The organism is Bacillus sp. JST-5, assembly GCF_057747715.1.
This window is the reverse complement of the sequence record NZ_JBYLHW010000029.1, coordinates 14678-31143: the sequence shown is the minus strand read 5'-3', so window position 1 is coordinate 31143 and position 16466 is coordinate 14678. Positions and strand designations below refer to the sequence as shown.

Here is a 16466-nt window from a genome sequence, read left to right as displayed (position 1 = left end):
GTACGGTTTGATGAGGGGAAGCTGAGAGTAAAAGAGACAGCATGAGCTGTCCCTTTGAAATCAGTTTTCTACTCTACAACAATAAACAAATTCACTCTTGAACGATCAAGTTGCAAATATATCTATATGAGTCGTAAGTTTATTCTATTATTGGATTAACTAATTCACCTACGAACGATCGACTTGCAAATAAATCAATATGAGTTGCAAGTTTTTAACCTGCTTGAAAAAATATTTTCCTTCCAACCATCCACTTGCAAATAATTAACTTTTAGTTGCAAGATTTTTTTCCACTTGCAAATTCATACTCTTGAGTTACAAATAATTTTTTCATAGTTACAAATATTTTCCTCGCAGCTGCAAGTTTCATTTTTTCGAGTTGCAAATAAATCTTCGTTCGTTGCAAATACACCTTTCAATCTTGCAAATTCTAACACGAAAGCTGCAAATATACATCCAATCGGTCAGGATTGGCACCCGCCAATCCTTCCTTTTTGAGAAAAAATAGACTTCGAATGTTCAACTTGCAAACATATCAATACAAGTTGCAAGTTTTTTTCGTATACTAGTTCATAAATTCACCGCTGATCGATTAAGTTGCAAATAAATCAAAGCGAGTTGCAAGATTTTTCGATGACTTGTTTAACAAATTCAATCTTGATAGTTCTACATGCAAATAAAATCAACCTAGTTGCAAGTTTTTTGTCGATTCACGAATTTCCTTAAACCCCAACATATAAAATAGAGCACAAAAAATGAACTTGACACTAGTTTTTTCCTAGCAGTTTGACATTTGGATAAAGTTATTGGATTTGCCACTCCATACATTGATTACATACCGAATGGTGAGAACCAATCCTGTTTTTTTCAATGAGAGAACCTGTTTATTTCATTCCACTTCAATGTTTGTTCCAAATTAATATTTTCACAATGATTCTTATGTCCTTCTTCATTTGGAAGATTTCTATTTTAAAATAACCAATAGTACAACAGTAGGATAAAACAAAATACATGAAAATGAAAACCCAATCATATGTATGTAATGATTTTTCAAGAAAGTGAAACAAGCCAATGTTTTTGTTGAAAACCTTTATTCTATTGGGTAAGAATGGTATAATACAAATGATTAGTTAGAAAAGTTTGATAATTATTAATGTTCAGTGATTGGAGGGGCGTTGATTGTCGTTAAATATTTATGAAAATAGTTATATGATCATATTTGTTTTCCTACTTATTGGCGTATTATTGCCAATCGTCGCATTATTTTTAGGAAAACTTTTACGTCCACATGTACCAGAAGAGAAGAAATATACGACGTATGAAAGCGGGATAGACCCTTTCCACGATTCACGAGTACAGTTTACGATTCGCTATTATATGTTTGCTTTATTGTTTGTCATATTTGATGTTGAAACGGTTTTCCTTTATCCGTGGGCGGTTGCTTACGATAAGCTAGGATTATTTGCACTCATTGAAATGTTAATTTTTGTTGTCATGCTATTGATTGGATTAATTTATGCATGGAAAAAGAAGGTGTTGAAATGGAATTAAACCTGGAACATTTGTTACCAATCGAAGCGGAAGAAGTGAAAAGGAACGTTTTTTTAACGACACTAGATCAATTAAAAGGTTGGGCAAGAAGTAACTCCCTATGGCCAATGACATTTGGTTTGGCATGTTGTGCGATCGAAATGATGGGTGTCGGCGGTGCCCATTATGATTTAGATCGATTTGGTTCATTTTTCCGTACATCTCCAAGGCAATCAGATGTCATGATCGTATCAGGAACGGTTACGAAAAAAATGGCTCCGGTTGTGAAGCGTCTATACGATCAAATGCCTGAACCAAAATGGGTCATCGCAATGGGATCTTGTGCAACAGCAGGCGGACCATATATCAAATCTTATTCCGTCGTAAAAGGTGTTGACCAAATCGTTCCTGTTGATGTTTACATACCGGGATGTCCTCCAAATCCAGCAGCATTAATTTATGGAATCAATAAATTAAAAGAAAAAATCCGATACGAAGCGAAGACAGGGAAGCGGGTGATGTAGCGGATGAGTGAGGAAAAAAGCCTTGAGCAATTGAAAAAGGAAGCGGCAGAAAAAGCAAAGGAACTCGCGAAAAAGAGATTAGAAGAAATGAAGATGAAGAAACAACAAGAAGAATCCAACCATCAACCTCCAGAAGATGACTCCAACGAAACAAAACCTTCCAATGATGAAAACAATGAAGAAATAAAACTTACCAACGCAGAAGAAAAGACCTCAAGTGAACAAACTACACCAACGGAAAATCACCAAGAAAGTGACAAAGAGCCGATTGATACAGCAAAAGAAAAAGCGAGCGCTGAAGAAGAGTCGGAAGCTAACGAACAACAAAAAGAAAGTGACAAAGAGCCGATCGATATAGCAAAGGCAAAAGCGGCAGCAGCAGCGAAAGCGAAGGCAGCCGCATTAGCGAAGATGAAAGCAAAAGAAAAAGCGAGCGCCGAAGAAGAGGTGCAAGCTAAAGAACAACAAGAAGAAAGTGACAAAGAGCCAATCGATATAGCAAAAGCAAAAGCGGCAGCAGCAGCGAAAGCGAAGGCGGCAGCACTGGCGAAAATGAAAGCGAAAGAAAAAGAAAGTTCCACCGTGGAGCTACAAGCGATCGACAATCAAGAAGAAAGTGTCGAAGAGCCAATCGATATAGCAAAAGCAAAAGCGGCAGCAGCAGCGAAAGCGAAGGCAGCCGCATTGGCGAAAATGAAAGCAAAAGAAAACGTCCAATCGGAGAACGAAAATAATGATGATGATTTAGCAAAACAAAAGGCAATTGCCGCCGCAAAGGCAAAAGCCGCGGCTGCAGCGAAAGCGAAAGCGGCAGCATTAGCGAAGATGAAAGCGAAAGAAAACGCCCAATCGGATAACGAAAATAATGATGATGATTTAGCAAAACAAAAGGCTATAGCCGCCGCAAAGGCAAAGGCAGCTGCAGCAGCAAAAGCAAAAGCAGCTGCCATGGCAAAAGACGGAGCAACGGATGAAGAAAAAGCAAAAGCAATCGCCGCTGCAAAAGCAAAAGCGGCAGCATTAGCGAAAGCAAAAGCTGGTGCATCTGGGGCGAAATCAACAAAAGCTGAAGCCGAAGATAAGCCATCTCCAAAACAACCATTGTTAGAACGCTATGTAAAAGTGATACAAGATCATTTAGGAACAGATGTATTAGAAGATTCCTATATTAATAAACTTTCCAAAGATGTCCCAACGTTAGTTGTCAAAAAAGAAGCGTACTTTAAAATTGCGGAATTTTTAAGATATAACGAACAGTTGGCATTTGATTATTTATCCGAATTACATGGAACCGATTTTCAAACCCATTTTGAACTGTACTTACATCTTTACTCTTATAAAAATGAACAAGAAGTTGCATTAAAAGTAAAAATTGATCGAAGCAATCCAACCATATCTTCCGTCACACCGATTTGGGCAGGGGCGAATTGGCCAGAATGTGAAGCTTATGATCTATTAGGAATTCAATTTTCCGGACATCCGAATTTACATCGCATTTTCTTAGGTGAAGATTGGGTTGGTCATCCACTACGAAAAGATTACGAGGCGTATGATGTGGAGGTATAGCAATGTTAAGAACTGAAGAAATGCTATTAAATGTTGGGCCACAGCATCCAAGCACCCACGGTGTTTTCCGTCTTGTTTTAAAAATCGACGGGGAAATCATTAAAGAAGCGAAACCGGTCATCGGCTACCTCCATCGCGGAACAGAGAAACTGGCAGAAAATCTTCAATATACTCAGATTATTCCGTACACCGATCGAATGGATTATTTATCAGCAATGACAAATAACTATGTTCTTTGTCATGCAGTAGAAACCATGATGAATATTGAAGTACCTGAACGGGCGGAATATTTAAGGGTTATCTCTATGGAATTAGGGAGAATTGCCAGCCATCTCGTTTGGTGGGGAACGTACTTGCTCGATATAGGAGCAACAAGTCCATTTCTATACGCTTTCCGAGATCGGGAAATGATTATCAATCTATTAAATGAATTGTCCGGAGGAAGATTAACCTTTAACTATATGCGTGTCGGCGGTGTTAAATGGGATGCGCCGAATGGATGGATCGACAAAGTGAAGGAATTTGTTCCATATATGAGAGAACAGCTGAAAGGCTATCATGAACTTGTCTCCGGAAATGAAATATTTCTTAACCGTGTAAAAGGTATCGGTAAATATACAAAAGAAGAAGCTATCCAATATTCATTAAGCGGCCCGAACTTAAGATGCACCGGCGTTAAATGGGATCTCAGAAAGAATGAACCATATTCCATTTATGATCGTTTTGACTTTGATGTACCTGTTCGTTATGAAGGAGACGCCTATTCACGATATGAATGTCGCTTAGCAGAAATTGAAGAATCGTTAAAAATTGTTGAACAAGCCTGTGAGCAATTTCCGTCCGAAGGTGAAATATTAGGAAAAGTACCGAAAATCATTAAAGCTCCACCGGGAGAAGCATTTGTGCGAATTGAGTCTCCGCGTGGAGAAATCGGTTGCTATATTGCCAGTGACGGTAAAAAAGAGCCGTATCGCTTAAAGTTCCGTCGTCCATCTTTTTATAATTTGCAAATACTTCCAAAGTTATTGGAAGGTGAAAATATCGCGAATTTAATTGCTATATTAGGGGCGATTGACATTGTATTAGGGGAGGTGGACGGCTAATGATTCAAGAGTTGCTTCAATCGTTACCGAGTATACAAAATTTCCTCATTTTCTTTTCGTTGGCGTTAATGTTGCTATTTTCAATTTTAGGTTTTGTTACTTATGCGATTTTAGCCGAGCGTAAAGTGATGGGGTTCATGCAACTGCGATACGGACCAAACCAAGTCGGTGGCCGTTGGGGACTGTTACAAACAGTAGCGGATGTTTTAAAACTACTCATAAAAGAAGATATTATTCCGAGAGCGGCGGATCGACCATTGTTCGTATTGGCTCCGATTATTGCGTTTACACCAGCTTTTATGGTGCTTGCCGTTATTCCATTTACCGAATCCTTGCATTTTGCGGATATTGGAATTGGTTTGTTATACTACATTGCTATTTCTGGATTAACAACAATTGGTGTCGTTACTGCTGGTTGGGCTTCTAATAATAAATATTCTTTAATTGGCGGAATGCGTGCGGCAGCACAAATGATATCCTATGAAATTCCGTTAGTCATGTCAGTGATAGGTGTTATTTTAATCGCAGGAAGTTTAAACTTGAATACCATTGTCGAAGCACAAGAATCGATGTGGTTCATCATTTACCAACCGTTAGGATTTATTATTTTTATCATTGCCTCGGTTGCAGAGTTGAACCGGACTCCATTTGACTTGCCTGAAGCAGAATCGGAACTCGTTGCTGGTTATCATGTAGAATACTCTGGTTTCCGCTGGGCCTTCTTCATGCTAGCGGAATATGTATATATGTTTGCGATGGCCGCATTAACAACCGTTCTATTTTTAGGAGGATGGCACTCTTTACCGTTTTTAGGTTTTATTCCTGGTGCCGTTTGGTTTGCCTTAAAGTTTAGCTTAGTTATTTTCTTCTTAATGTGGTTAAGAGTAACGTTTCCAAGACTTCGAGCAGATCAATTAATGGAGTTTGGATGGAAAGTGTTGTTACCGCTAGCACTCGTCAATATTTTTATTACCGCGATCATAAAGGAACTTGTTTCATAGCTTGAACAGTCTGAAATAGAAAAGGGTGATGACATGCTCGGTTTAGCAAAAGGGTTAAAATATACGTTAAAAAATATGACAAAAGAAAATGTAACGTATGATTACCCGAAAGAACCAATATTAATGCCTGATCGGTTTCGCGGAATTCAAAAATTTTATCCCGAAAAATGTATCGTCTGCAATCAATGTGCCAATATTTGTCCAACGGAATGTATTACATTAACGGGGAAAAAACATCCGGATCCAACGAAAAAAGGGAAGGTTATCGATACGTACGATATTAATTTTGAAATTTGTATTTTGTGTGATTTATGTACGGAAGTTTGCCCAACAGAAGCCATTGTCATGACCAATAATTTTGAACTTGCAGAATATAGCCGCGATGAATTGTTTAAAAACCTCCAATGGCTTGATGAAAATGATACGAATATCCGGAAGGAGAATAAAGCATGACCGGAGAATTTATTGCCTTCATTCTACTAGCCACAGCTTCTGTCCTAGGGGGCATTCTGTTAATTAATTTTACAAAAGTCGTTCACATGTTGCTTGCTGCTGTCCTTACATTTGTGAGTTTAGCGGGATTATATATTTTACTATCCGCTGAATTTGTTGCTGGAGTGCAAGTATTAATTTATTCCGGTGCTGTTACGATCATGATGTTATTTGGAATCATGCTGACCAAACATAATGACCAAAGTGAAACATCCACTGGGCGAATCCGAAAATTACTCGTGTTTGCCGGAATGATTCTTTTTGCAGGTGTCATATATTATGGCATCTATCATGTCGATTTCGGACAAGAAGCAGAAGCACTTCATGAGAACAATACAGAGCAAATTGGAATTTCATTATTCTCGGAATATATCATCCCATTTGAATTGACTTCGATTATTTTATTAGCAGCTTTAATTGGTGCCATTGTGTTGGCGAAAAAAGAAGATAAAGAAGAGGGGGCGGAAGAAAAATGACGTCCGTTCCAATATCGGCGTATTTAACGTTAGCCCTTATTCTATTTTGTATCGGCTTATATGGGGCGTTAACGAAAAGAAACTCAGTCATTGTTTTAATTTGTATTGAATTAATGTTAAATGCTGTGAATTTAAACTTAGTGGCATTTAGTAAATTAGGGAACTTTCCTAACATTACAGGTCAAGTGTTTTCTTTATTTACAATTACGGTTGCTGCTGCAGAGGCAGCTGTTGGGTTAGCGATCATTATTTCGTTGTATCGAAAACGTAAAACTGTTCATGTTGATGAAGTTAATTCTATGAAACATTAAGAATGAGAGGATAGAAGAAATAACACATATCGTTCGGTATGTGGATGAAAGAAGGGGATTCTGTAGCGATGATGGAACTAGCTTGGTTAATACCGCTTTTCCCGTTATTATCGTTTTTTATATTGTTGCCTCTGAGATCACGCCCGAATGAGTTTAGTGCGAATATGGGGATCTTTTTCTCATTAGTTGCTCTTGTATTATCCATCACAACATTCATTCAATTTTTATCTTCGTCTCCGGCTACATACGAGTTTGTTTGGTTAAAAATTGGTGAATTCGAGCTAACGGCAGGGATTGAAGTAAATGCATTAAACGTGTTAATGCTAGTTGTCGTGTCTCTTGTAAGTTTCCTCGTTCATGTTTATTCAAAAGGTTACATGCATGGAGATGAACGACTTCCGGTGTTTTATGCGTACTTAGGTTTATTTACCGCTGCAATGTTAGCGCTCGTCATTTCTCCTAATCTATTACAAATGTATATTTTTTGGGAGCTAGTTGGTCTCGGTTCTTTCTTACTCATTGGGTACTATTTCAAGAAAGAAGAGGCAAAGCAAGCAGCGAAAAAAGCTTTCATTATGACAAGAATCGGGGATGTTGGTCTTTTCATCGGTATGATTCTTTTATTCTATCAAGTAGGAAGCTTTGAATTTGATGAAATTTTTCAAGCGGTTGCAAGTGGGAAAATTTCAGATGGAATGTTAACGCTCATTGCCATTTTAATTTTTGTTGGAGCGATTGGTAAGTCTGGTCAGTTTCCGTTACATTCTTGGTTGCCGGATGCTATGGAAGGTCCAACACCAGTTTCAGCGTTAATCCACGCGGCAACTATGGTGGCAGCAGGAGTTTATTTAACAGCGGTTTTATATCCTCTATTTGCTGCTACGGAAAGTGCTTTATTAGTAGTAGCGGTTGTCGGTACATTTACGGCAATTTTCGCGGCTACGATCGCTCTTGTTCAAACGGATATTAAAAGGGTGCTAGCTTATTCGACCGTTAGTCAATTAGGATTTATGATGCTTGCTCTCGGAACACTCGGGTATGTTGCAGCTATTTTCCATTTAGTCACGCATGCCTTTTTTAAAGCATTGCTATTCTTATCGGCTGGTAGTGTCATCCATGCAACAGGAACACAAAATATTGAAGAAATGGGCGGTTTAAATAAAAAATTAAAAGTTACGCATATTACATTTTTCATCGGTGCTTTAGCCATCAGTGGGGTGCCGTTGTTATCAGGATTTTTCAGTAAAGATGAAATTTTAATGTCTGCATATGTAAATGGAAATCTTATGGTTTTCATTATTGCACTTATCACAAGCTTGCTGACTGCATTTTACATGTTCCGATTATACTTTATGGTCTTTACTGGAGAGTATCGTGGAAATGAAAAGCATATCCATGAATCAAAACAAGTGATGACTCTTCCGATGATAGTTCTAGCCGTTTTAGCGGTATTTGCCGGATATATCAACACTCCATGGTTTGGTACATTTTTAGGGGATTGGTTAACGGAAGGGACTTCGATTCATAGCCATATCGATGGTCCAGTTTGGATTATGTTCGCAGCCGTTTTAGTAACTTTAGGCGGAATCTTCCTTGCTTACCTCATTTACTATAAACGTCAATGGAGTCGAGAATGGCTCACAACTTCTGATTCAGGTTTGTATCGACTTTTATATAACAAATATTATATCGATGAGTTTTATCATTATACCGTTGTTTGGTTTACTAAAGCGATCAGTATTACACTTGCTTGGATCGACCGATATATCATAAATGGATTAGTCAATGCTGTTAGTGGACTTGTTCATTCGCTTGGTCGAGTAGGATCGAAATTTCAAGATGGCCAAGTTCAAACATATGGGGCTGTTGCTTTTGTAGGAGCAGCTGTCTTACTCGTCTTATACATTTGGACTGGGGGGTACTTGCAATGAATGAATCTTATATTTTAACGGCTTTAATTTTCTCCCCATTATTGGCGATGTTGATTTTACTGTTTACGAATCGTTCGAAAGAAAAATTCATTAAATGGATTGGTGTGTTAGGAACCCTCCCGCCTTTACTTTTATCGTTGTATATTTACATTCAATATTCATCGGGGGCAAGTCTATCATCTTTTTCTCACAGCGTTTCATGGATTCAATTTTTATTTGAAAATAGCGAACAAATTTACTCTATTTCTTATGAAGTAGGACTCAGTGGATTGTCGTTAGCGATGATCACGTTAACATCATTAATCGCGACAATGGCAGCACTAGCTTCATTTAGAATTTCAAGTGAATGGAAAGGTTATTATTTACTGTTTTTACTATTAGAAATTGGGATGCTCGGCGTGTTTGCAGCAGAAAATTTAATTTTATTCTTTATTTTCTTTGAAATCACATTAGTACCGATGTTTTTCTTAATCGGAAAGTGGGGCTATTTTGAGAAGGAAAAAGCGGCGTATCATTTCTTAATTTACAATGGTTTAGGGTCGGCTGTTTTACTTATTGCGATTATCATTTTGTTTGCTCGTACAGGGACAACGAATTATGAGCTCCTCGAATATTATGTGAACGTTGGAGGAGATGAAACAAGTCAATCGCTAAAAGTAGCGTTGTTTGTTTTAATTTTCCTTGCTTTAGGGGTAAAACTTCCAGTGTTTCCGCTCCATAGCTGGATGCTTCGAGTTCACGTACAAGCACCGCCTGCAATCGTTATGATTCACTCGGGTATTTTGTTGAAAATTGGAGCGTACGGTTTAATTCGTTTTGGAATCGGGATTTTTCCAGAGCAATTTCAAACATTCAGCTTGGCGATTGCTATTTTAGGGGTTATCAACTTACTCTACGGAGCGTATATAGCGCTCATTCAAACGGACTTGAAATTAGTTCTTGCTTATTCGTCTATTTCACATATGGGAATTATCCTCATTGGATTGGGAGCTTTAAATGAGGCAGGCATCCAAGGAGCAACATTCCAAGCAGTATCACATGGGTTTATTTCAGCATTACTCTTTTTAATGGTGAGTGTTTTTTACGAAAGATATCGTACGACCGATCTTACACGATTAGGCGGGACAGCAAGTCAAATGCCAATTGCTTCTGGAATTTTGTTGGCTGGAGGTATGGCATCGCTCGGTTTGCCGGGAACTTCCGGTTTTATTAGTGAATTTACAGCGTTTTTAGGAATTTTTGAAAACGAACCGGTAATCGGAGCCATCGGTGCGTTAGGAATCATATTAACCGCTTGTTACGTGCTAAGAGCAGTGTTAAAAATTACGTTTAGCAAACAGCAGGGTGAACTAAAGGCAGACGGTAAATTACAGACATATGAATATGTTCCGGCTTTTCTCCTCATCGCTTGCATTATCGTGATCGGAGTATATCCGGCGATCCTCGGAGATGTATTAAACGAATCAATATTGAAATTAATGATGGGATTAGGGGGATGATAAAGGATGGATATAGAAACTTTACTTTCTTATGATTGGTATTCGATGATGCCTGAATTTATCATCCTTGGTGTAGCAACATTAATAACACTGCTTGATTTATTTTTACCAAAGACCTTTCAACGAAAATTTTTAGGTTGGATCGGGGCAATTGGGATTGTTGTTGCTCTTGGTTTCTTATTTGATGTAATGGATGCCCCAAATACATCCATCTTATTTGATACTTTTTATTTAGATTCATTTAGTAAAGCGTTTAAACTCATTTTGTTAGTGGGAACTCTTGTAATTATGGTGTTAGCTGCAACGAGTGAGTCAAGGGACGGAATGGAGCTTTATCGAGGAGAATATTATTATTTACTGTTAGCCGCACTGCTTGGAACGATGTTTGTGGCTTCCAGTACAGATATGATTACATTATTTGTCGGAATTGAGCTATTAACCATTTCCTCTTATATTATGGTTGGCTTACAGAAAAAAGATAAAAAATCAAATGAAGCGGCATTAAAATACGTTATTAACGGAGGAATTGCAACGGCAGTCACTTTATTTGGATTGAGCTACATATACGGAATTACGGGTACTACCAATTTACGAGATATGGCTGAACAGCTTATGTTCATCAATCAATCGCAAATGCAATATATGTTAGCGATTGCGTTCATAATGGTGTTTGTTGGAGTATCGTTTAAATTAGCATCGGTTCCGTATCATATGTGGGCTCCTGATGTTTATGAAGGTGCGCCAACGGTTGTGACGGCATTTTTAAGTACGATTTCAAAAATTGCAGGATTCGTCTTTCTTGTTCGTATCATGTTCAGTGTATTTTCGTTTGTGCCGGCAGTGGATGACAAGTCAATACCATTAATATTAGATGCTCAAACCATCATCCTATTCGTAGCTGCCCTTACCATGATCGTAGGGAATGTCGTCGCTTTAAGGCAAAGAAATGTGAAAAGGATGTTCGCTTATTCAAGTATTGCCCATGCAGGGTATGTACTCGTGGCGTTTGGATCCATGTCATCACTCATGTTTGAATCGATTTGGTTTTATTTGTTTGTTTATTTGTTTATGAATATCGGTGCTTTTGCGGTCATTCATTATATTTCAGAAAAAGAAGGAAGTGCCGACATAAGCAAATTTGCCGGATTATATAAAAAATCGCCGATGATGGCAGTTATGATGGGAATCTTTTTACTATCATTAGCCGGAATTCCTGGAACCGGTGGTTTTATCGGAAAAGTGAACATCGTATTAGGTGCATTAATGAATGAACCTTCTCATTATTGGGCGGTCGCCATTTTGGTCGGTACAACGATCATTTCATATTTTTATTACTTCGGTGTATTTATCCAAATGTTCTTTAGGCCGGCTGAACATCAGGAAAAATTACCGAAAAATTATGGGCTATGGGCAGTTGTTACGGTATGTGCTGTGGCAACCCTTGTATTAGGTATTTTGCCAAATCTTTCGTTAGATTATTTACATGAAACATTTGGATTATTCCAAGATTTTAACCAGTAAGCTCGGGTTATAGTTGACCCGGGTTTTTTCACCTCTTTAGGGAAATGTTTTGTAACTCACGGACATTTTCTTGCAGGTCGCAATCTGTCTTATTAGCAAGACGTTCATTCTAGGTTAAGTTTAAGTGAATGAACATAATTGTAACTCTTGCAATTTATTTGCCATTTGATCGTTACATATATATTTTTCATAATAAAAAAAGGATTGCTAATCCGAACCTATTAAGTGGAAAGTTTCTCACTTAGATAGAGCATTTGTAACTTTCAAGGTGAAATTTGCATTTAAGAGAAATAGAAAAATTAATACCTCTTTTTTCTTGCAACTTTTTGATTCAATTTACGTCTGAATAATAGGAATTCAATAGTTTTTTCAAGCATTTTTTAGACAGATGTGATAAAATAGGGTTGCTGTGAATTTTTTAGGGGGCTATGTTGAAATGTTACAAGATTTAGGACAAATGGCACTCATCCATATTATTTCTCACCTATTTTTTATCGGTGTAGCATGGTGGGCGATACAATCATTAAATTTCGGGAAATTCATTCGTGCAGGTCGAGTGATCCAAGCCCGTTTGTTAATGATTCTTTTGTCAATTGTCATTGGTTCAACGGTAAGCAATTTTTTCCTCGATTATTTAACTTGGTCAAAACAGCTCCCATACATATTCCAGTGATTGATTAAATACGTCAAAAAATAGGCCTTCTTTCGTGTATTCATGAACTGGTATAAATAGTAAAATAAAATTAGTTTGTCGCGAAGATTGTCAATCTGTGACGACTTTTACCATGTATGATAGGCCTCTCTTTAGCCAAAAATGGTACTAAGGGGAGGAGATCGGAAATGGTAAATATAAAATATTGGCACGTAACATTATGTGTAGCATTTATTTGTTTTATTCTACTACACTTTGCCAATTTCCCAGTTGTAGCGAAAAACGATGATTTGAATACAATGGTAGAAATGATAAAACAGCATGATGGAAACATCAAGGAATGGTCGTTATACGCGAGAGAAGAAATTCCTTCCATCCAATCCATCTCACAATTAGAAGATCTATACACAGATTTGAGACAACAGTTTCCTGAATACGATTGGAAGGTTATGCAAAAGAACGATCAATGGGAAGCAATCGGAACGTCTTTTGCAAAAAATAGCCCTCAAAAAGAAAAACTCCAAATTCTCGCAACCCTCAATAAAGGTAGCATTCAAACGTATATTGTATTTGTGGTCGAAGGAACTATTTGGAATGATGATGTCAAAACATTCATCGAAACAAAGGTTCCAAATAAAATGGAAAAAATATTTGCTGGAAAACCAATAATTTTCTCTTGTCTAAAGGGAGAATTCAGTGATACGATGGAAAGTGATTTTTCAAAAATTAGTGAATCATTAGCGAAAGTTTTCCAAGCGAAAAAAGTAGAAGAAGTAAAAGAAGAAGGATTTCATTCCATGACAGCGATAAGTCCGCTTTTCCAAAATGAAATTCAGATAAATGAAACAAAAATCAATGTTCAAATCGCAATCCGATTGGAAAACGGAGGTGCCAAAACGACTTTTGTCATTGGCACACCTATTATTACGATTGAATATTAATATATAGACCAAAGGACGCGGAGGGGAATACTCTTGGAAAAAATCATCGTCCGCGGCGGAAAAAAATTAAACGGTACTGTAAAAGTTGAAGGTGCTAAAAATGCCGTTTTGCCTGTTATCGCCGCTTCATTATTAGCAAGTGATGGAGAAAGCATTATTCGTGATGTTCCTGCTCTCTCCGATGTATATACGATAAATCAAGTATTGAGAAGTTTAAACGCTGACGTATTATTTGAAAATAATACTGTTTTTATTGATGCATCAAAAGATTTGAACGTAGAGGCACCATTTGAGTATGTGCGCAAAATGCGAGCTTCTGTATTAGTGATGGGTCCGTTACTCGCAAGAATCGGTCGTGCACGAGTTGCGTTGCCTGGAGGTTGCGCCATTGGAACAAGACCGATTGATCAGCATTTAAAAGGCTTTGAAGCAATGGGAGCCGTAGTGAAAGTTGGAAACGGGTTTATTGATGCTGAAGTGAAAGGAAAACTTCGCGGGGCAAAAATTTACTTAGACTTTCCGAGTGTAGGTGCAACAGAAAATATTATGATGGCTGCTACATTAGCAGAGGGAACAACAACAATTGAAAACTGTGCAAAAGAACCGGAAATTGTAGACTTGGCGAACTATCTAAATAAAATGGGTGCAAAAGTAAAAGGCGCCGGAACTGAAACGATAAAAATTGAAGGTGTCGAACGTCTACATGGTGCAGAACATTCCATTATTCCTGATCGTATTGAAGCAGGTACATTTATGACTGCCGCTGCGATTACAGGAGGAAATGTTCTTGTGAAAGGAGCGGTTCCAGAGCACTTATCTTCACTAATCGCAAAGCTTGAAGAAATGGGCGTTACCATTATTGAAGAAAAAGAAGGAATTCGTGTTATCGGTCCGGAGAAATTAAAACCAGTCGATATTAAGACCATGCCTCATCCTGGTTTTCCAACAGATATGCAATCACAAATGATGGCGTTATTGCTTTGTGCAGAAGGCTCTAGTATGATTACGGAAACTGTATTTGAAAACCGTTTTATGCATGTAGAAGAGTTCCGTCGAATGAACGCTGACATAAAAATTGAAGGTAGATCTGTAATTATTAACGGTCCTGCGAAACTACAAGGCGCTGAAGTTGCGGCTACCGATTTACGAGCAGCTGCTGCGTTAATCATTGCCGGATTAGTCGCCGAAGGTTATACTCGAGTAACGGAATTGAAACATTTAGATCGTGGATATGTGAATTTCCATGAAAAGCTCGCAAGTTTAGGCGCTGATATTGAACGTGTGAATGAAATTGATGAAAAACTTCCTGCTGAAGTGTTAGATGTAAATGCATAAATCGAAAAAAGCTGGGGAAACGTAAACATTTTCCTAGCTTTTTATTTTTTATTTAGAAAGCGCTTTCTTTTTTCTTTGTCTATCATCATACCACAAATTTCATTCTAATATTCTTTATTTGGAATATTTTAAATTTTTTGTATTATTTTATGAACGAAATTTTAATATATGACATAAGCAGATTGACATTTTTTTGGTCTAAAAGCTTGTCCACTACCATATGAATGAGATAGAGGATTTCCTCGAATATTGGTAGGAGGCAGGAGACGATGAACAAAATCAAATCCATCATTGTACTAGTTGTGTTTATTGTGGTCGTAACATTAATCATTCCAAGCCTTTTAGTATTTCCGTTTTCCGGAGATAAGGCGAGTGGTAAATTGAAAGAGAAAGAATCGCAAATTCCGTTAGACAAACTCATTGCAGAGGCATCTGCCGTAGAAGTAGCAGTATTAAGGAGCGCTAATAATCAAGTGGAGAAAATTCCTTTAGAGTCCTATGTTGTTGGTGTCGTAGCTTCTGAAATGCCAGCAGATTTTGAAAAAGAAGCATTAAAGGCACAAGCATTAACAGCTAGGACGTATATAGTTAAACAATTGATGAGTGGTTCAAGTATTGGAAACGGAGCATCTGTCACGGATACTGTAAACCATCAAGTATATAAGAATGATAAGGAATTAAAAGAAATTTGGGGCAGCGATTATAGCTGGAAGATGAAAAAGATCCAAGAAGCCGTTTATGAAACGAGAGGGCAAATTCTTACATACAATAAAGAACCGATAACCGCCTCATTCTTTTCTACTAGCAACGGCTATACAGAAAACTCGGAAGATTATTGGGACCAAGCACTTCCATATTTAAAAAGTGTGGAAAGCCCATGGGATAAAGATTCACCAAAATTTTATAATAAAAAGGTTTTCACCGTTCAGGAGTTTGAACAACTGCTTGGGGTAAATCTTCCGAATAACGGCGATGTTGGAACAATTTTAGAAAGAACAAAAGGACAACGAGTAGCGAAAGTGAATATTAACGGAAAAGTTTTTACCGGTCGTGAAGTACGGGAGAAATTAGGTTTACATTCCTCTGATTTTACGTGGGAACGAAAAGGGGATGAAATCATCATTCAAACAGAGGGATATGGACACGGAGTTGGGATGAGTCAGTATGGAGCGAACGGTATGGCTAAAGAGGGGAAAACGTATAAAGAAATTGTTCAATATTATTATCAAGGGGTTGAAATTTCCGAAGCCGATTCCTTTTTAGAAAAATATGTTGCGAAACAATGAATGCCACGGTGGTCAGCCGTGGTATTTTTTATGAAGTGATGGATAGTGGTGATTGAAGTTGTTTGCAATCTACGAATTTTGGGGGCTTTTTCTTGCAATTCGTATTTGCAACGGGGTTATTTTATGTGCGAATTGAACGTCTCTGGGTGAATGTGTTAACTAAGTGAACGGAAAAACTTGCAACTAGTAATGAATTATTTGCAAGTTGAAGGTTCGAGGGCAAATGTGTTAAAGGAGTAATCGAAAAAATTTGCAACTAGTAATGAATTATTTGCAAGTCGAAGGTTCGAGAGCAAAT

The 16466-nt window shown here is 37.7% G+C and carries 15 protein-coding genes; all 15 read left to right on the top strand.

The genetic code is table 11. The features are described 5' to 3' along the window. The first annotated feature begins 1209 nt into the window (after window positions 1–1209). Window positions 1210–1551 (top strand): NADH-quinone oxidoreductase subunit A, encoded by a 342-nt coding sequence (locus tag AC3ASS_RS07790; RefSeq protein WP_488282956.1) that lies wholly within the window; start codon window positions 1210–1212, stop codon window positions 1549–1551. Next, a complete protein-coding gene (locus AC3ASS_RS07785; protein ID WP_488282954.1) occupies window positions 1542–2054 on the top strand; it encodes a NuoB/complex I 20 kDa subunit family protein in 513 nt (170 codons plus the stop codon). The genes AC3ASS_RS07790 and AC3ASS_RS07785 overlap by 10 nt, the downstream gene beginning before the upstream one ends. 3 nt (window positions 2055–2057) lie before the next feature. Next, window positions 2058–3620 (top strand): NADH-quinone oxidoreductase subunit C, encoded by a 1563-nt coding sequence (locus AC3ASS_RS07780; RefSeq protein WP_488282953.1) that lies wholly within the window; start codon window positions 2058–2060, stop codon window positions 3618–3620. 2 nt (window positions 3621–3622) lie between these two features. Continuing rightward, window positions 3623–4723: an NADH-quinone oxidoreductase subunit D gene (locus tag AC3ASS_RS07775; protein ID WP_488282952.1), complete on the top strand. Its 1101-nt coding sequence runs from the start codon at window positions 3623–3625 to the stop codon at window positions 4721–4723. Continuing rightward, on the top strand, window positions 4723–5724 hold the full coding sequence (nuoH, locus tag AC3ASS_RS07770; RefSeq protein ID WP_488282951.1) for an NADH-quinone oxidoreductase subunit NuoH: 1002 nt from the start codon (window positions 4723–4725) through the stop codon (window positions 5722–5724). Before AC3ASS_RS07775 ends, nuoH begins: the two co-directional genes overlap by 1 nt. Before the next feature lie 33 nt (window positions 5725–5757). Next, on the top strand, window positions 5758–6177 hold the full coding sequence (nuoI, locus tag AC3ASS_RS07765; RefSeq protein WP_488282950.1) for an NADH-quinone oxidoreductase subunit NuoI: 420 nt from the start codon (window positions 5758–5760) through the stop codon (window positions 6175–6177). Beyond that, a complete protein-coding gene (locus tag AC3ASS_RS07760; protein WP_488282949.1) occupies window positions 6174–6692 on the top strand; it encodes an NADH-quinone oxidoreductase subunit J in 519 nt (172 codons plus the stop codon). The genes nuoI and AC3ASS_RS07760 overlap by 4 nt, the downstream gene beginning before the upstream one ends. Beyond that, the gene (gene nuoK / locus AC3ASS_RS07755) at window positions 6689–7003 is read left to right on the top strand and encodes an NADH-quinone oxidoreductase subunit NuoK (RefSeq protein WP_488282948.1); all 315 of its coding nucleotides are present in this window, start codon (window positions 6689–6691) and stop codon (window positions 7001–7003) included. Before AC3ASS_RS07760 ends, nuoK begins: the two co-directional genes overlap by 4 nt. A 68-nt stretch (window positions 7004–7071) precedes the next feature. Beyond that, complete coding sequence (nuoL, locus tag AC3ASS_RS07750) at window positions 7072–8934, top strand: NADH-quinone oxidoreductase subunit L (protein WP_488282955.1); 1863 nt, start codon at window positions 7072–7074, stop codon at window positions 8932–8934. Then, entirely contained in the window at window positions 8931–10433 is a 1503-nt protein-coding gene (locus tag AC3ASS_RS07745; RefSeq protein ID WP_488282947.1) for a complex I subunit 4 family protein, read from the top strand. The genes nuoL and AC3ASS_RS07745 overlap by 4 nt, the downstream gene beginning before the upstream one ends. 6 nt (window positions 10434–10439) lie before the next feature. Further along, the gene (gene nuoN / locus AC3ASS_RS07740) at window positions 10440–11954 is read left to right on the top strand and encodes an NADH-quinone oxidoreductase subunit NuoN (protein WP_488282946.1); all 1515 of its coding nucleotides are present in this window, start codon (window positions 10440–10442) and stop codon (window positions 11952–11954) included. A gap of 436 nt (window positions 11955–12390) precedes the next feature. Further along, the gene (locus AC3ASS_RS07735) at window positions 12391–12627 is read left to right on the top strand and encodes a DUF1146 family protein (protein ID WP_488282945.1); all 237 of its coding nucleotides are present in this window, start codon (window positions 12391–12393) and stop codon (window positions 12625–12627) included. 167 nt (window positions 12628–12794) lie between these two features. Beyond that, complete coding sequence (locus AC3ASS_RS07730) at window positions 12795–13547, top strand: YwmB family TATA-box binding protein (RefSeq protein ID WP_488282944.1); 753 nt, start codon at window positions 12795–12797, stop codon at window positions 13545–13547. A gap of 33 nt (window positions 13548–13580) precedes the next feature. Further along, the gene (gene murA / locus AC3ASS_RS07725) at window positions 13581–14882 is read left to right on the top strand and encodes a UDP-N-acetylglucosamine 1-carboxyvinyltransferase (RefSeq protein WP_488282943.1); all 1302 of its coding nucleotides are present in this window, start codon (window positions 13581–13583) and stop codon (window positions 14880–14882) included. A 269-nt stretch (window positions 14883–15151) separates the two neighbouring features. Further along, complete coding sequence (spoIID, locus tag AC3ASS_RS07720; protein ID WP_488282942.1) at window positions 15152–16168, top strand: stage II sporulation protein D; 1017 nt, start codon at window positions 15152–15154, stop codon at window positions 16166–16168. The last annotated feature ends 298 nt before the right edge of the window (window positions 16169–16466 follow it).